Here is a 21875-nt window from a genome sequence, read left to right on the forward strand (position 1 = left end):
CCTGTAGGAGCGAGGCTTGCCCGCGAAGGCGTTTTCAAATCCGATAACTTTCATCTGCCTGTAACGCACAAGCCGCCAAACCGTCATCCCTCGCGCCCATCCTGTAACTCCCGTAATCGCCTTGGGAGACTCGAAATGGCCCAGCCCTACGAAGAACGCAACAGCGCCGTCAAAACCCGTCGTCAGCAAGAAGACCAGCGCCGCATGGAATTCCGCCGCGCTATCGAAGATCGCTGCGAACGCCGCCAGTTGCTGGCCGAGATCGGTGATTTTCCCGAGCTGGAACTCAACTACTGGCAGGCAGCTCCCGCAACTTCCCGTCGAAACGCTCAACCAGGGCGCTGATCTGCACCCGTTCGCTGCGGATAAACGCAAGGAATGCGTGGGCCACCGGCGACAGACGTTTGGCCTTGGCCTGCACCAGGCACCAGCTGCGAAACAGTGGCAGTTCTTCGACCGGTAACTCGATCAGTCCGCCGGTCGCCAACTCCAGGTTCAGGGCGTGGCGCGTCAACAGCGCGACGCCCAGACCCGCCAGCACACATTCGCGCTGAGCTTCGGCCGATGCGACCTCTTGGGTCTGGTTGAAATGCACGCGCTTCTCTTTGAAATACTCTTCGCACGCCAGTCGCGTCCCCGAGCCGGGTTCGCGCAGTAGCAGCGTGTAGGGTTCGAGGTCCTGCAAGCGCAACGGTCCCATATGGCACAGCGGATGATCCGGCGGCGCCACGGCCACGATCGGATTGTTGAGGAACGGCAGAAACTCCAGCCCCATGTCCTGTGGCACCATGGACATGATCACCAGGTCGTCGCGGTTGTCGGAGAGACGGCGGATCACTTGCCCACGGTTGACCACCGTCAGTTGCAGATTCACTTCCGGATGCTGGCGCTTGAACGCGGCAAACAGGTGCGGTACGAAATACTTGGCGCTGGATTCCACCGCCAGTTTCAGTTGCCCCTGCAGTGATCCCTGCATGTCCGACAGCTGCATGTCGAGGTTTTCCAGGCGCCCAAAAATATCCCGGCTGGCCCGCTGAAGCGCTTCAGCCGCTTCGGTCATGTAGAGTTTTTTGCCGACGTAATCGAACAAAGGCTGACCAATCAGCTCCTCAAGTTGACGAATCTGCAGGCTCACGGCAGGTTGTGTGAGCGACATTTCGTCCGCCGCACGGCTGTAAGACCGTAAATCACAGACCTCATTGAAGATCTGCAATTGACGCAATGTCATACGCATCAATGACTTACGCATTATCTGAAAGCTCCTGCCGCAGGCTGATGCATCAACTATAAGTCTTTACTTATGCCTGACCCAATAATTAATCATTTTTGTTAATCCCTTGCGGGGGCTAGTGTGGGCCTGCGACTGAATTGAAACATTTGGTCACGCGTCGACCTGGTCTAGCAGGTCGTGGGTACCACCGGCTCAAGGGAAACTCCAAGTGATAACAAAGATCCTGATCGCCAACCGTGGTGAGATTGCCGTACGAATCGTGCGAGCCTGCGCCGAGATGGGCATTCGCTCGGTTGCGATCTATTCCGACGCCGACCGCCATGCCTTGCATGTGAAGCGTGCGGATGAAGCCCACAGCATCGGTGCCGAGCCTCTGGCCGGTTACCTGAATGCGCGCAAGCTGGTGAATCTGGCAGTAGAAACCGGTTGTGATGCGTTGCATCCCGGCTACGGTTTCCTCTCGGAAAACGCTGAGCTGGCAGATATCTGCGCAGAACGCGGCATCAAGTTCATCGGTCCATCGGCTGAAGTGATTCGCCGCATGGGCGACAAGACTGAAGCCCGTCGCAGCATGATCAAGGCTGGCGTACCCGTCACCCCGGGTACCGAGGGCAACGTCGCGGACATCGCCGAAGCCTTGGTCGAAGGCGACCGCATCGGATATCCGGTGATGCTCAAGGCGACTTCCGGTGGTGGTGGCCGTGGTATCCGCCGCTGCGACAGCCGAGAAGAACTTGAACAAGCATTCCCTCGGGTCATTTCCGAAGCCACCAAGGCCTTCGGTTCGGCGGAAGTGTTCCTGGAAAAATGCATCGTCAACCCGAAACACATCGAAGCGCAGATCCTCGGCGACAGCTTTGGCAATGTGGTGCACCTGTTCGAGCGTGACTGCTCGATCCAGCGTCGCAACCAGAAGCTCATCGAGATCGCGCCGAGCCCGCAACTGACCCCGGAACAGCGCGCCTACATCGGCGACCTGTCGGTGCGCGCAGCCAAGGCAGTGGGTTACGAGAACGCCGGCACCGTGGAGTTCCTGCTCGCCGAGGGCGAGGTGTACTTCATGGAGATGAACACCCGGGTGCAGGTGGAACACACCATCACCGAAGAAATCACCGGCATCGACATCGTGCGTGAGCAGATCCGCATCGCGTCCGGCCTGCCGCTTTCGGTAAAACAGGAAGACATCCAGCACCGCGGTTTCGCGCTGCAATTCCGGATCAACGCCGAAGACCCGAAAAACAACTTCCTGCCGAGCTTCGGCAAGATCACCCGTTACTACGCACCCGGCGGTCCTGGCGTGCGTACCGATACGGCGATCTACACCGGCTACACCATTCCGCCGTTCTACGACTCCATGTGTCTGAAACTGGTGGTGTGGGCGCTGACCTGGGAAGAGGCAATGGACCGTGGCTTGCGCGCCCTCGACGACATGCGTCTGCAAGGGGTCAAGACCACCGCCGCGTACTACCAGGAAATCCTGCGTAACCCGGAATTCCGTAGCGGCCAGTTCAATACCAGCTTCGTTGAAAGCCACCCTGAACTGACCAATTACTCGATCAAGCGCAAACCCGAAGAGCTGGCCCTGGCCATCGCCGCCGCCATCGCCGCCCACGCAGGCCTGTGAGGAATAGAACAATGAGCAAGCAAATCTACGTTACCGACACAATCCTGCGCGACGCCCACCAATCGCTGCTCGCCACCCGCATGCGCACCGAAGACATGCTGCCGATCTGCGACAAGCTCGACAAAGTCGGCTACTGGTCGCTGGAGTGCTGGGGCGGCGCGACGTTCGACGCCTGCGTACGCTTCCTCAAAGAAGACCCGTGGGAGCGTCTGCGCCAACTGCGCGCGGCGTTGCCTAACACCCGTTTGCAAATGCTGCTGCGTGGCCAGAACCTGCTGGGCTACCGCCATTACAGCGACGACGTGGTCAAAGCCTTCGTCGCCAAGGCAGCGGTCAACGGCATCGACGTGTTCCGCATCTTCGACGCCATGAACGACGTGCGTAACCTGCGCGTGGCCATCGAAGCGGTGAAAGCGGCGGGCAAACACGCCCAAGGCACCATCGCCTACACCACCAGCCCGGTGCACACCATCGAGGCATTCGTGAACCAGGCCAAGCAAATGGAAGCCATGGGTTGCGATTCGGTGGCAATCAAGGACATGGCCGGCCTGCTGACCCCATATGCCACAGGCGAACTGGTCAAGGCACTGAAAGCCGAGCAGTCGCTGCCTGTGTTCATTCACTCGCACGACACCGCTGGCCTGGCTGCGATGTGCCAGATGAAGGCCATCGAAAACGGTGCCGACCACATCGACACCGCGATCTCCAGCTTCGCCTGGGGCACCAGCCACCCTGGCACCGAGTCGATGGTCGCCGCCCTTAAAGGCAGCGAATTCGACACCGGCCTGAACCTGGAATTGCTGCAAGAGATCGGTCTGTACTTCTACGCCGTGCGCAAGAAGTACCACCAGTTCGAAAGCGAATTCACCGCCGTCGACACCCGCGTGCAAGTCAACCAGGTACCGGGCGGCATGATCTCCAACCTGGCCAACCAGCTCAAAGAGCAGGGCGCTCTGAACCGCATGAGCGAAGTACTGGCCGAAATCCCGCGCGTTCGTGAAGACCTCGGTTTCCCGCCGCTGGTAACCCCGACCTCGCAGATCGTTGGCACCCAGGCGTTCTTCAACGTGCTGGCCGGCGAGCGCTACAAAACCATCACCAACGAAGTGAAGCTCTACCTGCAAGGCGGCTACGGCAAGGCGCCAGGCACCGTAAACGAAAAACTGCGTCGCCAGGCCATCGGCAGCGAAGAAGTGATCGACGTTCGTCCGGCTGACCTGCTCAAGCCGGAAATGACCAAGCTGCGTGCCGAAATCGGCGCCGTGGCCAAGTCTGAAGAAGACGTGCTGACCTACGCGATGTTCCCGGACATCGGCCGCAAATTCCTCGAGGAACGCGCTGCCGGCACCCTCACTCCAGAAGTGCTGTTGCCGATCCCGGAAGCGGGCGGCGTAGCCTCTGCCGGCGGCGAAGGCGTGCCGACCGAGTTCGTCATCGACGTCCACGGCGAAACCTACCGCGTCGACATCACCGGTGTCGGCGTCAAGGCTGAAGGCAAGCGTCACTTCTACCTGTCCATCGACGGCATGCCGGAAGAAGTGGTGTTCGAACCACTCAACGAATTCGTCAGCGGCGGCAGCAGCAAGCGCAAACAAGCCACGGCACCGGGCCACGTCAGCACCACCATGCCGGGCAACATCGTCGACGTGCTGGTCAAGGAAGGCGACGTTGTGAAAGCCGGCCAGGCCGTGCTGATCACCGAAGCGATGAAGATGGAAACCGAAGTGCAGGCGGCAATCGCCGGCAAAGTCACCGCCATCCACGTGGCCAAGGGCGACCGGGTCAACCCGGGCGAAATCCTGATCGAGATCGAAGGCTGAGTTAACAGCCTCGATACAACGCTTTAAACCTCGGGGGGGCATGTGCTCCCCTTTTTTTTCGCCCGGTATTTATGGGGTTTAGAAGGTCATTCGCCATTGGCCCGTGACGCCATGATTTCGGCTGTCGGTGCCGATCTCCCCGGTGACGCCAACGCCCAGCGTATGCCGCGCCGAAAGCGACAGGTCGAGCCCGGCATCGAGCATCACGCTGTTGCGATCCAGCGGCGCACCTTCCACGGTGAAACGCGTGCCTCCGGTCGCCAGTTTTTGCCGGGTGTGGCTTAAGACCTCTCCATAGGTATGTTTCCAGCCAGCGCTCAGATGTGGGGTCAACTTGATTCCGTTGTTCAGCGTGTTGAGCTTCGCCACGCGCAGACCGAAGGTACTGTTGACGTTGTTCCGTGTTTGTCCCAAGACTTTCAGGGTCGCGTCCCCACCTTTTTCCGTGTAGTCGTCGCGTTGATAGCGCTGATAGCCGAGGCTGGCGAACGGCTCGATGGTATAGACGTCGCGACCCACGTTGTAACCCACTTCCGCAAAGGCTTGCTGCGTATTGGCGTCGTACTGACCTTTGGGGTTGTCGCTGAATCCGTTGAAGGCTACTCGACGTTTGGTGCTGCCATCGTGGCTGCTATGGGAGAGCCCCATACGAAGCGACATCGGTCCATTCCGGCGCAGTGCATAGGCCCCCAAATGCCAGCTATCGAGGCGACCATCGAGTGTGCGGCTATCCAGGCGTGTGTCGGATTTGCCGCCGATCACACCCAGGCGCCATTCCTCATCAACTCTCCAATCAGCGCCCATTACCAGACCCTTGGTGGAATGTTGTAGGGCGTCATAATCACGATCCACTTTTCCACCGTGCCCCAGCGCTTGCAGCCAGACTCTGCCCTCGTTTTCGCTACCGGCAGCCAGGCGAGGTGAACTGCTTCGCCTGCCGTGTTTGCTATAGGCGTCATCCAACTGACGCATGGCCGAAAGCATGCTGGCGCTCACCGGAGCGTCGCTGTTCAGCGTTATCTTGGCGAGATTGGCGGTGCTGTAACCAGCGAGTTGATCGAGGGCATTGGCCGCAGTATCCACGGTCGAACCGAGCAGGGCAGTAATGGCGGCATTTGCCGAGGCGGCAGGCTCCACAACACTCAGGGCAAAGTTCTCACTGTTGTTGTCGAGGGCGAAGTCATCCAGTGGCAATTCGTTGCGAGTGTATTGCAGCATCACCTCGGTTTCGGACTGGAATAGTTTTGGAGTCAGGTACGCCAGATTACTGGTGACACGATCGAATTCACCGTCCACTTTGCTGGCTCGGAGCAGGGTGTATACGTTGCTGGTTGAATAGCTGCCCGGCAGTGCAGCGACATTCAGAGAGGCGTTCCAAAGGTCCGCAACACCGTCGACCACAAGGGTTGGCATTTGACCGGCAGCGGTTACTGCGTAAGACAGCGTGGCGTTTCGCGTAAGGATCAGGTCTCCTTTGACGTGTGGCGCCCCCAGCGCCTCAGTGACCATTAACGTGCCCCCTACGAACAAGTCGCGAACTTCACCGTGCCCACCGTAGGTGCCACCCTCGAAAACGTCGACATCACCCGCGATACTGCCCATGTTGAACAGCTTCGCACCGTTCAACACTTCTGCTCCTACATCAAAGTCACCTTTGCCGGTCAAGGACCAGGCACCTCGGGCAACTCGCAATCCTAGGAAGTTACGGGTCTGGCCGAGTACGCCGCCTTCGGAAGAGTCCAGGAGTATGCCGTTCACCCCGTCGCCGCCCTGTATTTCCCCTGAAAAGCTGGCGCCCTTGTTGATTATCAACAGGTCATTTGCGTCTCCTAGCGCCAGTGAGACGCCGTCGATGCTTGTGTACCGCCCTGACGCAGTAGTGCGCTTGGTTGTGTCGGCTTTTGCAAAGTCCTCGAACGTGAGCGGGACGTCGTCGTTTACCGGTTCGGAAGGTGTGTCAGGTGTCTTGTGGGCCTGATTATGCTGTTCCGTCGCAGGGATCAATTCCCCGGTCGCTAACAGGTCATTGATGGCCGGTTCGGCGGCGATGCGCTCTGCGACTTTTTCGGGCAGGTTTGGTAAGAGTGAATCGTTGAGAGTTTCGGGAAACTCGTAGAGGTCTGCGTAAAGATCCACAGGTTCTGGAGCCGGTGGTGCGGATACCACCGGAATGGACGATTCTATCGGCTCAGGCGCAGCGGCGTTGGCGGCATGCGACATAGGGCCAATGAAATTTTTGATCGCCAGAAGGTCATCTCTTTTAGGCCAAGGCGTTGCACGAGCCTTCTTGGCGGGGGCTTCGATGACGGTATCGAGCTCTGCTTGCTGAGCCATGGACAACTCGATGCTGCCGAGTGTGAGGGCGACCGCCAACGCGATTCGGTGCGGGCGATGAGGGTAAGGCTTGGGCATTGAGTACGACCTCGTTTTTCAGGAGGTCGAACTTTAGGAGGCAGGCCCAGGCCTTGAATGCCGGGCGTTTCCGGCGTTTTTGCAGGGTCTTGGACATTCGGTTGTAGCTAAAATTTAACCGTGAAGTCTAATCGCGCAGTGGCCTTCATGAGCGAGCGTTTTTGCCTACAGCATTTCAGGACTGGTCTGTTTGTTACGGCCTGGAAACTCGTCTACCCACAGCTCATCGCGTTGAGCCAAAGGCTGTGACGCCCTCGATGTATTGCTCTGGAGATACTTGTAGGAGCCGACTTGCCGGCGATGGCGTCCTTGAGATCGCCATCGCCGGCAAGCCGGCTCCTACAAGGGTTGCGCAGGTTCGAAAGATGCAGTCCTTCGCTAACTACGACTCAAATACGCCTTCCCATAATGCCGCTCCATCCGCGCCTGAATCAGCTCCAGCCCAATCGACATCACCCAATAAATCACCGCGGCCGTCGTCAGCATCTCGATGTAGCGATAGCTCGAGCGCCCATACGACTGCGCCAGAAACATCACCTCCCAAACACCCATCACCGAGATCAGTGACGAGTCTTTGAGCATCGAGATGAATTGATTGGTGGTCGGCGGGATGATGGTGCGCATGGCTTGCGGCAGGGTGACGCGCCAGAAGATCACGGTTTCACGCATGCCCAGTGCCAGCGAGGCTTCGCGCTGGCCGTGGGGGACGCCGAGGATGCCGGCGCGGAAGATTTCGCTGAGGTAGGCGCCGTAGTTCAGCGACAGGGCGATGATGCCGGCGACGACGGCGCCCGGCACGATGCCGAGTTGCGGCAGGCCGAGGTAGATCAGCAGGATCTGGATCAGCAGCGGAGTGCCGCGAAAGAACGAAGCGTAGAAACTTGCAATGCCGAAGGCCACGGCGCTTTTCGACAGCCGTGCGAGGGCGGTGATGAAGCCCAGCAGCGACGACGCGACGATTGAGCACAGACACAAAAACAGGGTCAGCGCCGCGCCTTGCAGAAAGCCGTTCGGCGCCAGGTGCAGGCCGATCAGGTTGGGCAGCTTGTCGAGGATGATCGAGAACTTCAGGTCGAAGCTCAGGAAGAAACTGGCGAACAGACCCAGCATTGCCGCCCAGGTCAGGTACAGCCGCGTGCGAAAACCGAAGATCCGTTGCAGCCGGGACTCAGCCACCGGTTGTGGCGGCTGAGGTGGGTTGGGAAAGGAAGTCATTTGCTGATGTCGGCGCCGATCCATTTTTGCGAGAGTTTGCTCAGGGTGCCGTCCTGTTTCAGTTGCGCGAAGACGTCACGCACCTTGGCGTCCCACTGTGCATCGCCTTTTTCGATGGCCACCGAGTTTGGCTCCGAGTACAGCGGTTCGCCGGCAAGCTTGAAGCGTTTGTCTTCGGTCAGGCGCGGCTGCGCGGTGACCAGGTTGGTGAGGATCGCATCCAGTCGCACGCCAGCGCCCAGCCCCAGGTCCTGGAACGCCACGTTGTCGGTGTCGTACGGGGCGATCTGCACGTTTTCAAACGGGTACTGCAACTGCGTGTCTTCGGCGCCTTCGATCACCAGGTTTTTGTTCAGGTAGCTTTCGTAGCTGGAAGCACTGGTGAGGCCGACTTTCTTGCCGCTCAGGTCCTTGGCGTTGTGGATGCTGTCGTCCTTGGCGTTGACCACGATCACCGCGGGTGAGGCGTAGTACTCGACCGGGAAATCAAAGACTTCGGCGCGGGCCTTGCTCGGGGTCATGGAGCAGATGCAAATGTCGTAGCGCCCGCTCCAGCGGCCGGCAGCGATCACGTCCCAGGAAGGTGTTTCGAGGCGCAATTTGACCCCGAGTTTATTGGCCACGGCTTTGGCCACATCAACGTCGAAACCGTCGAGCTGGTTCTGGTCATTGAGGAACGAGAAGGGCGGATAGCTTTCCATCAGCACGCCGACCAGTTCTTTCTTTTGCTCGATGCGGTCCAGCGTGGCGCCGCCGAAGGCTTGGGTGGAGGCAGCCAGAATCGTCAGGCCCAGGGCCAGTAGTGGTTGAAGTTTCACAGTCGAGCCCTAAAAAAAATGGTTGTTATTAACCGGATGGTGCGTATTAAATAGTTATAAGAACGACTCTGGTAGTGAGTTATTTTCATAAGCATATGAGTGAAAAGCATATGAGCGCAGCAAGCACAGTGATTCTGGATGGCGGCATGGGTCGTGAGTTGCAGCGCCGCGGTGCGCCGTTCAGACAGCCGGAATGGTCGGCGCTGGCCTTGAGCGAAGCGCCGCAGGCCGTCGAGGCGGTGCACGCGGCTTATATCGAAAGCGGCGCGAACGTGATCACCAGCAACAGCTATGCGGTGGTGCCTTTTCACATTGGCGAAGAACGTTTTGTGGCTGAGGGTCGAGCCCTCGCGGCGCTGGCCGGGGAGTTGGCCAGGCGTGCGGTGGACGCTGCGGGCAAACCGGTGCGTGTGGCGGGTTCATTGCCGCCGTTGTTCGGTTCCTATCGGCCGGATTTGTTCGACGCGACTCGGGTGACGGAATTGCTCGCGCCGCTGGTCGAGGGGCTGGCCCCGCATGTCGACCTGTGGCTGGCCGAAACCCAAAGCTCGATCGTGGAAGCGCGAGCGATTCACGCCGGTCTGCCGCAGGACGGCAAGCCGTTCTGGCTGTCGTTTACCCTGAAGGATGAGGACACGGACGAAGTCCCGCGCTTGCGTTCCGGCGAACCTGTGGCCGAAGCCGCTGCGGTGGCTGCGCAGCTGGGCGTCGAGACGTTGCTGTTCAACTGCAGCCAGCCGGAAGTGATCGGTGCGGCGATTGATGCGGCGCGGGCAACGTTCGAGCGTCTGGGGGTGAAGATTCACATCGGCGCGTACGCCAATGCCTTCCCGCCGCAACCGAAAGAGGCGACAGCCAATGACGGTCTGGACCCGTTGCGCGACGATCTGGACCCGCCGGGCTACCTGCATTGGGCGGCGGACTGGAAAGAGCGCGGTGCCAGCCATTTGGGTGGGTGCTGCGGGATTGGGCCGGAGCATATTGCGGTGCTTGCCCAGAAATTGGTGTGATGCCATTCGCGGGCAAGCCTCGCTCCTACAGGTTCGTATGATCCCGTAGGAGCGAGGCTTGCCCGCGAAGGCGTCCGTCCAGGCGCCGCTGATTTACCCGCGACACTCAGCCAGAGTTTTCACCTGCCCCGACCCCGTCTGATTCTCATCACTCAACCACCGCTCAAACCCCGCCCCAACCACCGGCCATTCCGAATCCAGAATCGAATACCAGGCCGTATCCCGGTTCTGCCCCTTCACCACCATGTGCTGGCGGAACACCCCTTCAAAACTGAACCCCAACCGCTCCGCCGCGTACTTGGAACGCGCGTTGCCGTTATTGCATTTCCACTCCAGACGCCGGTAACCAAGGGCGAACGACTCTTTCGCCAGCAGATACACCGCCTCGGTACTTTTCGGCGAGCGCTGCATCGGCGCACCGAAGGTGACGTGGCCGATTTCAATACGGCCCTGAGACGGAACGATGGACATCAAGCTGAGAATGCCTTGCACATCGCCGCTGGCACGGTCGATCACGCTGAAGAAATACGGGTCGCTGTTGGCCGCGTGATTGTTCAGCCAGTCGTTGAAAACGCTGCGCTCCGGGAAAGGACCGTAAGGCAAATAATCCCAGAGTTTCGGGTCGGCGCCCGGACCTTGCAGGGCTTTGAACAAACCGTCGCCATGGCGCGCCGGGTCGAGTTTTTCCAGGCGGATGAAGCGCCCTTCGATGGTTTGCACCGTTGGCGCCGGGACGCCTTTCCAGTCTGCGAGTGAAGTCGTCATGTCGTTCTCCTTGAACCTTAAAGGGCTTTGCGGAACTGGATGAAACCAGGGCGCTCGGCGATGCGCTCGTAGAGCTGGATCGCGGTGGCGTTGGTTTCGTGGGTCAACCAGTGGACCTTGCAGCAACCGTCCGCTTTGGCGGTCGCGTAGACAAATTCGATCAGTTTGCGGCCGACGCCGGTGCCGCGGGTTTCGGGTGTTACCAACAGGTCTTGCAGGTAGCAGGAGTTTTCGATGCTCCAGTTCGACCGATGGTAGATGAAGTTCACCATGCCGACCGCTTTGCCATCGCTCCACGCCAATGCCGAATGAGTCGGTTCATTCGAGTCGAGCAGGCGTTGCCATGTGCTGTCCGTGACCGCCTCAGGCAGTTCGGTGTTGTAGAAGCGCAGGTAGGCTTGCCACAACGGCAGCCACGCAGCGTGATCAGCAGCGGTGACCTGGCGGATTTCAATCTGACTCATGTTCAATCCTTAGCGCATCAAGTGGGCGAGGGCCTGGTCGTGCACGTCGGGGCTGGCGGCGAGCCCCTCGCGCACACCGGCGATGTCTGCGGTGCTGCGGTTCTGGCTGAGTTTGCGTTTGCCTTCCAGGCGCTGGATCGGCAGGGCAAACCCGACGATGGCCTTGAGCATGCCGTCGATGTAGTCGGCGGGTGCTTCAGCGACTGTCCATGGTTGGGCGCGACCGGCTTCATGGCGATCGGTCAACGCACTGACCAGATTGAGCAGGCGGTCGGCGTCGGTGAAAACCTCTGCGGTGCCGTAAGCGTGTACGGCGACGTAGTTCCAGGTCGGTACGACTTTGCCGTGCTCGGCTTTGCTCGGATAAAAGCCCGGGCTGATGTACGCGTCGGCACCGGCAAAAATGACCAGCGCTTCGGCACCGTTTTGCAGTGCCTTCCATTGCGGGTTGGCCCGGGCGAAATGACCGTACAGGGTGCCATTCGGACCTTGCTCGGGCCTGAACAACAACGGCAGGTGACTGGCTTGCAAGCCTTGCTCGTCGTGGGTAATCACCACGGCAAGACGCGTGTCGAGTATCTGCTGCTGCAGTTCATGCAAATCTTTGATGGCAAAGCCGCTGGGGTTGTACATGGAAAAATTCCTTGGCGAATGCATCCATCCTAGGCAGGCTATTGGTCTGTTGTAAGAGCCATTAACGACCAATTTCATAGGTCCATTGCCATGAGCGAAGCGCCGCTTTCCCTATCGTTCAACCCCGCCGGTATCGAACTTGATCGCCGTCAGGGGCTTAGTCGTCAGCTCTATCAGGCCTTGCGCCTGCGGGTGCTCGACGGGCGATTGGCCAGTGGCACTCGATTGCCGGCCAGCCGGGACTTGGCGGCGGCGTTGGCGATTTCCCGCAACAGCGTGGTTCGCGCCTACGATCAGCTCTATGCAGAGGGCTTCATCGAGGGGCGTGTCGGGGACGGGACTTACGTCGCGCAATTGCCTCAAGCGGCGTTGCCCACGAAAAAACTATCCACAAAAGTATCCACAGGGTTGTCAACAGGGTTACCCACAGCCTTATCCACAAATTGGCTGGATTTACCTGTGGTTTCATCCAGTAAAGTTATCCACAGCGGAGCGCTGGGGCGCGTTGAAAAGAACCATTTGGCCACGCCGCCCAGCGGTCCGCCTCGGGCTTTTCGGGTGGGCGTTCCGGCGTTTGACCTGTTTCCCTTCGAGGTGTGGGCCAAGCTGAATGCGGCTTTCTGGCGTAAACCGGATTTGCAGCAGCTGTGTTATGGCGATCCGGCAGGCGATGCGCGCTTGCGCGGCCTGATCGCCGCTTATTTGCGCAGTTCGCGGGGGATGCAGTGCACGGCTGAGCAAATAGTGATCACCAGCGGCGCACAGCAGGGGATTAGCCTTTGTGCACAGCTGCTGGTGGAGCCGGGCGACGGGGTGGCGATTGAAAATCCGGGGTATCGGGCGGCAGGTCATGCGTTCGCCGTGGCCGGGGCGAAATTGCATGGGGTGGCGGTGGACGGCGAGGGCATCGACTGCACCGAACTGGCCCGGCTCAGCGATTGTCGACTGGCCTATGTCACGCCTTCGCATCAATACCCGACCGGCGTGGTAATGAGCCTGGCGCGGCGTCTTGAATTACTCGCTTGGGCGGAGCGCAACCAAGGCTGGATCGTCGAGGACGACTACGACGGCGAATACCGTTACAGCGGCGCACCCCTGGCGCCGTTGGCGGCACTCGATCGGCAGGGCCGGGTCTTGTACGTCGGGACCTTTGGCAAAGTTGCATTCCCGGCGTTGCGCCTGGGTTATCTGGTGTTGCCGCCGGCTCTGGTGCAGGCGTTTTCTCAACGTCGAGCGGTGGACGTCCGGCATTCCGAAGTCAGCACCCAGGCGGTGATGGCCGAGTTCATGGCCGCCGGGCATTTCCAGCGGCACATCCGCCGCATGCGCCGTGCCGCCCTGAGTCGACGCAATACGTTGCTGGCGGGCTGGCCGCAGAACATCCCCGGCATCGGCAGCCTGCCGAGTGTCGCGGCAGGGCTGCATCTGACGGTGGCGGTCGACTCACAGGCGCGCGAGTACGAATTGATAGAAAAAGCCGCCAGCGTCGATGTCGAGATCAATGCGCTGAGCAGCTATTGGTTGCCGGATTCGCAGAAACCGGTGGACCAGCGTGCCGGGCTGGTCCTGGGTTTCGCGGCGGTGCCCGAGGCGGCCATCAGCACCGCACTCGGGCGACTGGAAAAGGTCTGGCGGCGTTAAGCCGTCACGGCTCACCCCGACGCAAGACTTACGATTTTGAGGCCGACGGCAGCACCTTCGCGAAAAACAGTGCAGTCGCCAGTTGTGGGCTGATTTCGCTGCGATAAATCGCAATCGCGTGGAGATCGTCATTTGCACTGCGCGCCTCGGATGCGCCGCCCAGCAGCCGTTGCTGCACGGTTTTCAGATGCGCCGCCGTGAACGTCTGGACAGGCGACTCGGGCTGCGCGTAGTGAAAGTGTGCATACCACAGAACATTTTTGCTGGTGTGGTCACGGACTTCATATTCCTCGAGGTAGTCTTTTTTACGGCTTTTGAGCAAGCGTCGGCCGGGGTTCCTGACGATGTCGACCTGACCTTCGCTTTGCAGCCACTGGACCCGCTCGGCCGTCGGCGGCTGTAGTTTTGTCATGCTGATTCGCATTGTGCGTCCCTGACTGTAGAGGCGGGTTGCTCCGTCATTCAGCTGCTTGACCAGTGTCACGGCAGACCCCGGACCGTCATCGGTGGCGTTGCTGGAAATCAGCGCTTCGTCGATTGCCTTGGCGGCCTCCTGCAGTCGATGGGCCTGCTGATGGAACATTTCCTCGATTTCCACGGGAATTCGCCGCGCTCCTTTTGAATGGGCGTCCGTTCGACGGATGAATGCCTCCAGCCCGTCCAGCATTGCCTGACCTTGAACAACGCTTGTACCCAAATCGGGTCGGATGACAACAGGGGAATCCGGTTTCGCGGCCACTCGTTCAACCCACACTCCTGGGGTTTTCTCATGAAAGGTCGAGATGACTTTGCCTGTCAGCGTCGAGGTTACGTCGACCAGTTCTGATCCGTCCGCCACGGCATCGGCGCGTAGTTGGCCGACCACCGTGCCGTTGTAACGGGTCTTGATGATGCGTTTGACAGGAGCGGTCGGCAGACGGGAAGGGCCAGGTTGCGGTTCGAGCGCCTGGCGCTCGCGCAGCAGGCTCGCCAGGTGCTTCACGGTGCGCTGTTGAAACGCGTCGATACGTTGGCGCATCAGGTCGAGCGCGGATTGCAGGAACTGACCGGGGAACTCGCCGGGCAGATCGATGATGCGCTGATCGGTGACCGTGAGTTGCTCCACCAGATCACTGAGCCCCTCGATTCGCTCCGGCAAGCGCAACACGTCTTCGTCAGCGGCCAGATCCAGTGAAGCCTGGATGGCGAGCGCTGCGTTTTCGACAACGCTCTCCAGCGCCGGGCGTGCTTCATGCGTGAGCGCAACCGAGGGTGCGAGGCACAACTCCTGGGCCAGCGTGATCTGGAACAGTTTGAGGTCCTGTAAATCGAACGTCGGTATGTTGGCCTTGACGTCGCGGATCACTTCCACGGCTTCTTTGCCGAGCAGGTTCAGTTGCTCGAAGCGCGATTGCGCGAATTCGATTTTGTTGATGTAGCCCTCGGTCAGATCGCTCATGTGTTGAAAGGTCTGTCGGGCGGCCTGCGTGTTTTCCGTTGGTTGTGTGTCGAGAAGATTGAGGGAGAGACGCATTTGATTGTCGAAAACAGGACGCTGGTGGTCGAACCATTTCTCCAGCAGCGATAGCTGGAAATCCAGACGGCTGATCATCGCTTTTCGGAAATTGGGAATGGCTTCGCGAGCATTGAACGCTTTCATCTGCTCAATGTTGGCGCCGATGAGTGACATCTGCGCATCGAGCATTTCAAGGTACAAGCGGCGATGGGTGTCGGTGGCGCTCGCTGCCTTCGCGTTTTTTTCAGCTTCCTTGAGTTCTGTTTCCCGGCTTTTGACCTGGCTTTCGAACGCTGTCATTTGCTGTTTCAGTTCAGCCAGACGCACTTTGTTTTGCTGTTCCAGCCGCTGCCTCTCCCTGCCCCCGCCCCGCAGCCTCAGCCGTGTATCGATAAACCATTCGCCGCTGGCGTTCTTGATCAGCAACGGCCCGGTGCGCGGGGGGGACTGGCGTGAGTCAATGATCTGCACGTCGTTATTGTCGTTGAGGGTGACTTCGAACCATCGCTGGCCGACCTTCGCATACCATTTTCCGTTTAGTGAACTGAGGTGCTGGTGAGGGCCGGCCACGCTGGAGGCGACGGCCATTCCCTTGGGTTCGGCGATGGCCAGTTCATCCAGCAAGATGCCCAACGCTACAGGCGGCAGCGTGGCGACGGCGTGCAAAGACGTCTCATGGTCGTGAGGCAGTTGATTAAGGTCGGGCAGGCGAGTGACCGTGATTTTCTGCGCAGGCTTGATGGGCGGTGTGACCGGTGGTGGCTCGAGTTTCTCGGCTAATCGCGAGACCGGTTTATGGCGAGCGGCAGCCCGATGAGCCAGTACCATGCCGAGCATCAACAGCAAATCGGTCACGGCAGACCAGGCAAGTTGGCTGTCTTCGCTTTCTGCGGCATCGGTGATTTCCTGCAAGTCGTCCATGATCTGCCAGATCCACGCGGCAACCCCGGCAGTGCGCCCGAGGAAGGGCAAGGCGACGTTGAACAGCATCCATGCACCGTGCTTGAGCGTTTCCCAGCGAGCTTGTGCATTGGACACTGATTGACGGTCAGCCAACGTCATCATGGCGTTGGCATTGGCTTTGAACAGCGGCGCCAGTGAATCATCATCAAGGGCTGCCGCACTGAGCGACACCGCGCCCATCTTGCCCAGCGCCGAGGTGGGATCGACCAGCAATTGGGTCAGGGTCCAGACCGAAGGCAACTCACCGGAAAACACGTACTGGGAATAGTTGAAGCGCACGTCGTCGGCCAGCCATGCCAGGACCGATTGGCGAAGGGGTTTTTCGTGCTTGATCGCGTACAGCAGATTGGCTTCGTTCGGGTACTGCGTCAGCGAGGGCACGAGCAATGGCCGGTAGAGCAGGCACGGTCCTTGATCAGTGGAGCGTGGGCCGATGACGAACATATTGGCGACTTCGTCGCCCTTGCTGTCGGCGCTTTCACTGCTGATAAAAGCCAACGGGCGAATGACAATCTCCTGCCCATTCACCCGGCGGTCGGCCGCGCTTTGCTGCAGGGCTGCGTTGACGTATTGGTAGCCTCGTTCATCAATGCCGGCTTCGCCGCGCATCTTGTGTTGCAGCGCCTGCAAGGGCAACTGGGTGCGCAGATGACGCGTGTAGAGCGTTTGTCGGCGCAACGATTCTCGCGAGTCATCCAGCAGCTTGCGCTTGATCAGTGCCGGGTAGACCGCGCCGATATCGACCTGGGTCACGAGTTCTTCCAGGTAGGCGGGTGTCATCCAGGCGGGCACAGGGTCGCCGTTTTTGTACTGCACCGTCTTGTTGCCCAACGGAACGGCTATCAGGTTTTGCAGTGCCAATTCGATCAGCGACAACGTAACGGTCTGCGTCTTGCCGGGGACCACGAAAGTGCCCAGCACGATGAGGCTGGTGATGCTGATTTGAATGTCTTTCAGATTCAGGTCCGCTGCCGTTGGATGATCCTTGATCATCTGCTCTCGCAGGGTTTGCAGGGTAAATTCCGGCAGTGAAGCGATGCCTTCGTCGAAGGTTTTTCCAGCGTCCTGCTCTCGCAACTGCGCCAGGTCCATCAGGTGTCGGCTGTAACGGGTCAGGTCCGCTGACGATGCGTTGCTCAGCCAGCCTGTCAGTAACCCCTGAACCTGGTTGAAGCGCGACGAAGGCAGGGCTTCAAACTCAGTGAAACTCTTCGCCGCCGCGCTGATTTGCGGTGAAAGCCTGGTTGGCGTAGTGCTCTGGAATGTATTGAAGGCACCGATGGCTTCGGCTTCGAGTGCGATCAGCGCACACGCTTGATGATGGAAGAAGTTGCCCTCGGGTTCATACAGGCGCCATTGCAGGGTCTGCCCGGTGCTCGACGCCCCAGGGTTTGCAAACAATGTTTCGCCCAGCGCCGCAACAGAGTCGTAACGCCTGAACCCTTCGGTAATCGAGTGGGTCAGCACCAGGGTTCGACTGCCCGACGTGCCCACAAACACGGCGATATCCAGAACCCGCAGATGTTTGCTCTGCGCGCTTTCAACGTGTTCGGTATCGATCAGGCAGGCCTTGGTCAGGTACTTGTCCTGTGAGCGCCGTGCTGCCCGATCCGGCTGAGTGAACACGGCAAGGGCCATTGCTTTTTGATCGGCATCCCAGTCGGTGGTCGCATCGAGGTTCCAGATGTCTTGCAGCGCCTGCGAGAGCTGATGCCAGCGTGGGGTCGAAGGGCTTGTCTGCTGATTCCAGTAATCCAGTTGCTGTTGCTGGTAGGCGATGAACAGCTGCGGTGCGAGCGTATTGATCAGTGAACCGATGGCCGTGATGTTCACGGGCAGTTGAGCCGGCGGTACAACGCCCGGTTGCAGGGTCAGGAAATGCTCGCCATCGATGAGCATCACCGTCGAACCCGACAACCCGAGCCGCACCAATACGTCGGTGAGCGATTCATACAGATTATTGCCCGGCGCGACCTCGCTGCCGGTATCGACCCAGGTCGGAGTGACGACCGTGGCGAGCGTCGGATCTATCTTCAACTGCGGGTAAAGCGCGTTGAGTGCAGGCGCCAATGCAGTCGCTGCAACCTCTCTGATCGAGGGGCCGGTGACCAGTTGGGTCAGTACATTTTCTGCACTCGGGGAAGGGGTATCGGACATGGTCGTCTCCTGATTGAGTACGCTGCGGTTGAATGCGCAGCGCTGGATCAGGGGACGGTATCGGGCGAGCTCAGGTGTCTGGCGGTACATAAATATCGCAGGCAAAAAAAGACCCGCATCACGGCGGGTCTTCGCTTTTCAGGGAGGGCTTCAGGTCCCCGACTTGATTTTGGTCCAGGCCCGCGTGCGCGCACGTTCGGCATCACGCGGCAGCGGTTGCAGGGTGTAAAGCGTGGCCATGGCCGTTTCGGTCGGGTACAGGTTCGGGTTGTTGCGGATCGCCGGGTCGACCAGTTCCGTAGCGTCCTTGTTCGGGTTCGGGTAGCCGACGAAGTCACTGACCGGCGCGATCACCTGCGGTTGCAGCAGGTAGTTGATGAAGGTGTAGGCGTCCTCGGTGTTCTTCGCGCCCTTCGGAATCGCGAGCATGTCGAACCAGATCGGCGCACCTTCTTTCGGCAGGCGCATGTCGACGGTCACCCCGTTCTTTGCTTCCTTGGCGCGGTTGGCCGCCTGGGAGAAGCTGCCGGAATAACCGACCGCGACGCAGATGTCACCGTTGGCGATGTCGGCCATGTATTTGGAGGAGTGGAAATACGTGACGTACGGCCGGATCTTCATCAACAGCGCTTCAGCCTTTTCGTAGTCCGCCGGCTTCTTGCTGTTGGGGTCCAGGCCGAGGTGTTGCAGGGCCAGGGGCAGGATTTCCGACGGCGAATCGAGCAGGGCGACGCCGCACTGCTTGAGCTTGCTGATGTTCTCTTCCTTGAAGATCAGGTCCCAGCTGTCAACCGGCGCGTCGGCGCCCAGCGCGGCTTTGACCTTGTCCGGGTTGAAGCCGATCAGGATGGTCCCGTACATGTACGGCACGGCGAATTTGTTGCCGGGGTCGTTGGCTTCGATCAGCTTCATCAGCTTGGGATCGAGGTGGTTCCAGTTCGGCAGTTTGCTTCGGTCCAGCGGCTGGAAAACACCGGCCTCGATCTGCTTGGCGAGAAACACGTTGGACGGCACCACCGCGTCGTAACCGGAGTTGCCGGTCAGCAGCTTGGCTTCCAGTGCTTCGTTGGTGTCGAAGATGTCGTAGATCAGCTTGGTCTGGGTGTTCTGCGCCTTGAAGTCTTCCAGCGCTTTGGGGGTGATGTAGTCGAACCAGTTGTAGACGCGCAACGTGCGCTCTTCGGCGTGAGCGGCCCCGCTGAGCACCGTGGCGCAGAGCGCGGGCACGATGAAACGCTTGAGTGTGTTCATTGTTGTTATTTCCCTTGGGCGCTTTCAAAACCTTCAAGAACGTTCACGGCATTGATGCCGATTTCTTCGACCGCGTAACCGCCTTCCATCACGAACAGGGTTGGCACGCCCAGCTTGGCGATGCGCTCGCCCATCGCCAGGTAATCCGGGCTGTCGAGCTTGAACTGGGAGATCGGATCGTCCTTGAACGTATCGACGCCCAGGGACACGACGACGATCTCGGCGCCGTACTTTTCGATCTCTTTGCAGGCTTGTTCCAGCGCTGCGCACCAGGTGTCCCAACCGCTGCCGGCGGGCAACGGGTAGTTGAAGTTGAAGCCTTCGCCCGCGCCTTCTCCGAGCTCGTCTTCATAACCGAGGAAGAACGGAAACTCGGCTTCCGGATGGCCGTGGATCGAGGTGAACAGCACGTCGCTGCGCTCATAGAAAATCGATTGGGTGCCGTTTCCGTGGTGGTAATCGACGTCGAGGATCGCGACTTTCTTGTGGCCCTGATCGAGGAACGCCTGAGCGGCGATGGCGGCGTTGTTGAGGTAGCAATAACCGCCCATCAAGTCGCTGGCGGCATGGTGTCCCGGTGGACGGCACAACGCGAAGGCACTGCGCGCACCGCGCTGGATTTCCGCCTGGGCGGTGAGCGCCACTTGGGCTGCGCTGTACGCGGCTTGCCAGGTGCCGGCGGTGATCGGGGCGCCGCCGTCGAAGCTGTAATAACCCAGTTCGCCGTGCAGGCTGGTGGGTTTGATGCGGCGCAAGGTACGGGCCGGCCAGGTGTAAGGCAGCAAGTCGCCGTCGGTGTTGAACTCGGTCCAGCGTGCCCAGGCGCCTTTGAAGAAGTCGAGGTAGTCGCGGCTGTGGATGCGTGCGATCGGGTCGAGGCCGAAATCCTTCGGCGCTTCTACCGGGCCGAGCTTCTGGTTTTGCACCCGTGACAGCACATGGTCGGCGCGCGAGGGCATTTCGAAGCAGGGCTTGAGTTGCCCGTCTATCAATTCACAACGGCCGTGGTGCAGGTGGTGATCGTCCGAGTAGATCGTCAGCATTTCTTGTTCTCCGCAGGCTGATTCGGTTGAACACAGTCTTGCGGCGGATGGCGATTCGGAGAACGGCAGAAAAGGCCAAAAGGGGATCGATGTGGCCAAAATAGTTGACCGAAATTCGCCCCTTTTCGACACCGCAACGCCCCCAAACGACCCGATCCCTGTAGGAGCGAGGCTTGCCCGCGAAGCTTTTTGGCGTTCTCGAGGACGCCTTCGCGGGCAAGCCTCGCTCCTACAGGGGGGCGTTTATGGGCGGAACTGGCTGGGCGCCACGCCGCTCCAGCGCACAAAGGCATGGCGGAAGCTCGCGGTCTCGCTGAAGCCCAGCACTTCGGCGATCCGGTAGATCGGCATCTGGTCTTCGCAGAGCAGTTGCTTGGCCTGCTCGAATCGCAGCTCATCCAGCAACTCCTGATAACTGCACCCCAGGTCCTTGAGGTGGCGACGCAATGTCCGCGCCGAGCAATTCATCTGCTCGGCCAACCCTTCGAGCCCCGGTGCAGCATTCAATTGCGCGCTGAGCAACTGACGAATCCGCCCCAGCCACGCCTGACGTCCGGTGAACTCGAGGTTCTGCTTGCGGCAGCGTTCGGCCATGGCCTGATGGGTGATGACATCCGCGAGCGGCAGGGGTTGGTCGAGCCAGCGCTTGTCGAAAGCAAAGGCGTTGTCCCGCGCTTCGAAGTGCAGCGGGCAGTTGAAGTGTGCGGCGTAGGTCGCTTGATAGTCCGGCGCGGCATGTTCGAAGCGTGCGGCGATCAACGGCAGCGGGTGACCGAGCAGGTCGTCGCAGGTGACTTTCAATGACACCAGGCAGAACTCGGCATTGAACACCGCCATCGCCGGGCTCTCCCGGTAGTCGGCGGCGACGAACCAGATGCGTTCGCCGTCGTCCTCCAGGCTCAGCTCGAAAAGTGTTCCCAACAGCGCCGGAAAACGTATCGCCAGGCGCAAAGCGTCACCGAAGGTGGCACTGGTGAGCAGCGCATAACCGAGCATCCCGTAGCAGGAAACGTGCATGCGCCGACCCAGCTCCAGGCCGATGTCACGCTTGAGCGCGACCGCGTTGGCGCAGACCTGCATTTCCTGGTTGGTGGTGATGCGCGTGTCGGCACGGTTCAAGTCCGCTGCGCTGATACCGCTCCCCGCGAGCAAGGCGTCGCTGGACAGGCCTTCGGCCTTGAAGGCGTTGAGCACCAGGGAGACAGCATTGAGGGTGGTGAGGTGGGAGTGCAGCATGAGCGGCTTCCAGCCTTGGGATGGCTGGAACGCAGCAAATTACATGCCGAGCACTTGTAGGAGCCGGCTTGCTGGCGATTCATGCACCGCGGTGTGT

The 21875-nt window shown here is 59.8% G+C and carries 16 protein-coding genes; 5 read left to right on the forward strand and 11 right to left on the reverse strand.

Annotation, left to right across the window (positions count from 1 at the left end; translation table 11 throughout):
• Nucleotides 1-135: 135 nt before the first annotated feature.
• Nucleotides 136-345 (forward strand): PA3496 family putative envelope integrity protein, encoded by a 210-nt coding sequence (locus KGB27_RS05810; RefSeq protein WP_008030742.1) that lies wholly within the window; start codon nt 136-138, stop codon nt 343-345.
• Here the strand turns inward: KGB27_RS05810 and KGB27_RS05815 are convergent.
• Nucleotides 287-1249 (reverse strand): LysR family transcriptional regulator, encoded by a 963-nt coding sequence (locus tag KGB27_RS05815; RefSeq protein WP_008038154.1) that lies wholly within the window; start codon nt 1247-1249, stop codon nt 287-289. The genes KGB27_RS05810 and KGB27_RS05815 overlap by 59 nt on opposite strands.
• 190 nt (nt 1250-1439) lie before the next feature.
• On the opposite strand from KGB27_RS05815, the gene KGB27_RS05820 reads away from it, so the two are divergent.
• Nucleotides 1440-2855 (forward strand): acetyl-CoA carboxylase biotin carboxylase subunit, encoded by a 1416-nt coding sequence (locus KGB27_RS05820; RefSeq protein WP_008030739.1) that lies wholly within the window; start codon nt 1440-1442, stop codon nt 2853-2855.
• A gap of 11 nt (nt 2856-2866) precedes the next feature.
• Nucleotides 2867-4675 carry a sodium-extruding oxaloacetate decarboxylase subunit alpha gene (gene oadA / locus KGB27_RS05825; protein ID WP_223553530.1) on the forward strand — a complete coding sequence of 603 codons (1809 nt, stop codon included), beginning with the start codon at nt 2867-2869 and terminating at the stop codon, nt 4673-4675.
• 78 nt (nt 4676-4753) lie between these two features.
• Here the strand turns inward: oadA and KGB27_RS05830 are convergent, their stop codons facing one another.
• From KGB27_RS05830 to KGB27_RS05840, 3 genes are all read right to left on the reverse strand, one after another.
• Complete coding sequence (locus KGB27_RS05830) at nt 4754-7087, reverse strand: autotransporter domain-containing protein (RefSeq protein ID WP_223553533.1); 2334 nt, start codon at nt 7085-7087, stop codon at nt 4754-4756.
• A gap of 378 nt (nt 7088-7465) precedes the next feature.
• On the reverse strand, nt 7466-8302 hold the full coding sequence (locus KGB27_RS05835; RefSeq protein ID WP_008030736.1) for an amino acid ABC transporter permease: 837 nt from the start codon (nt 8300-8302) through the stop codon (nt 7466-7468).
• Nucleotides 8299-9120 (reverse strand): ABC transporter substrate-binding protein, encoded by an 822-nt coding sequence (locus KGB27_RS05840; RefSeq protein ID WP_223553534.1) that lies wholly within the window; start codon nt 9118-9120, stop codon nt 8299-8301. The genes KGB27_RS05835 and KGB27_RS05840 overlap by 4 nt, the downstream gene beginning before the upstream one ends.
• A gap of 110 nt (nt 9121-9230) precedes the next feature.
• Between KGB27_RS05840 and KGB27_RS05845 the strand changes: the two genes are divergently transcribed.
• Nucleotides 9231-10130, forward strand: coding sequence for a homocysteine S-methyltransferase family protein (locus KGB27_RS05845; protein WP_223553537.1), 900 nt, complete (start codon nt 9231-9233; stop codon nt 10128-10130).
• A 93-nt stretch (nt 10131-10223) separates the two neighbouring features.
• Here the strand turns inward: KGB27_RS05845 and KGB27_RS05850 are convergent, their stop codons facing one another.
• Genes KGB27_RS05850 through KGB27_RS05860 form a run of 3 tightly spaced genes read right to left on the reverse strand, consistent with a single transcriptional unit; the run spans nt 10224 to nt 11992 of the window.
• Complete coding sequence (locus KGB27_RS05850; RefSeq protein ID WP_008030727.1) at nt 10224-10895, reverse strand: GNAT family N-acetyltransferase; 672 nt, start codon at nt 10893-10895, stop codon at nt 10224-10226.
• A gap of 17 nt (nt 10896-10912) precedes the next feature.
• The gene (locus KGB27_RS05855; protein ID WP_008038140.1) at nt 10913-11359 is read right to left on the reverse strand and encodes a GNAT family N-acetyltransferase; all 447 of its coding nucleotides are present in this window, start codon (nt 11357-11359) and stop codon (nt 10913-10915) included.
• 9 nt (nt 11360-11368) lie between these two features.
• Nucleotides 11369-11992, reverse strand: a complete 624-nt coding sequence (locus KGB27_RS05860) for an FMN-binding negative transcriptional regulator (protein WP_223553539.1) — start codon at nt 11990-11992, stop codon at nt 11369-11371.
• 90 nt (nt 11993-12082) lie between these two features.
• Between KGB27_RS05860 and KGB27_RS05865 the strand changes: the two genes are divergently transcribed.
• Complete coding sequence (locus KGB27_RS05865; protein ID WP_207284979.1) at nt 12083-13633, forward strand: PLP-dependent aminotransferase family protein; 1551 nt, start codon at nt 12083-12085, stop codon at nt 13631-13633.
• A 28-nt stretch (nt 13634-13661) separates the two neighbouring features.
• Here KGB27_RS05865 and KGB27_RS05870 read toward each other — a convergent pair whose 3' ends face one another.
• The 4 genes from KGB27_RS05870 to KGB27_RS05885 form a co-directional block, all read right to left on the reverse strand.
• Nucleotides 13662-18248: a dermonecrotic toxin domain-containing protein gene (locus KGB27_RS05870; RefSeq protein ID WP_223553541.1), complete on the reverse strand. Its 4587-nt coding sequence runs from the start codon at nt 18246-18248 to the stop codon at nt 13662-13664.
• 150 nt (nt 18249-18398) lie between these two features.
• On the reverse strand, nt 18399-19499 hold the full coding sequence (locus tag KGB27_RS05875) for a polyamine ABC transporter substrate-binding protein (protein WP_008038136.1): 1101 nt from the start codon (nt 19497-19499) through the stop codon (nt 18399-18401).
• A gap of 5 nt (nt 19500-19504) precedes the next feature.
• Nucleotides 19505-20542 carry a histone deacetylase family protein gene (locus KGB27_RS05880; RefSeq protein WP_192228177.1) on the reverse strand — a complete coding sequence of 346 codons (1038 nt, stop codon included), beginning with the start codon at nt 20540-20542 and terminating at the stop codon, nt 19505-19507.
• A 243-nt stretch (nt 20543-20785) separates the two neighbouring features.
• Nucleotides 20786-21778, reverse strand: a complete 993-nt coding sequence (locus KGB27_RS05885; protein WP_008030718.1) for an AraC family transcriptional regulator — start codon at nt 21776-21778, stop codon at nt 20786-20788.
• Between the last annotated feature and the right edge of the window lie 97 nt (nt 21779-21875).

Origin of the sequence: Pseudomonas sp. BF-R-01, from assembly GCF_019946615.1 — a bacterium.
Lineage (GTDB): Bacteria > Pseudomonadota > Gammaproteobacteria > Pseudomonadales > Pseudomonadaceae > Aquipseudomonas > Aquipseudomonas migulae.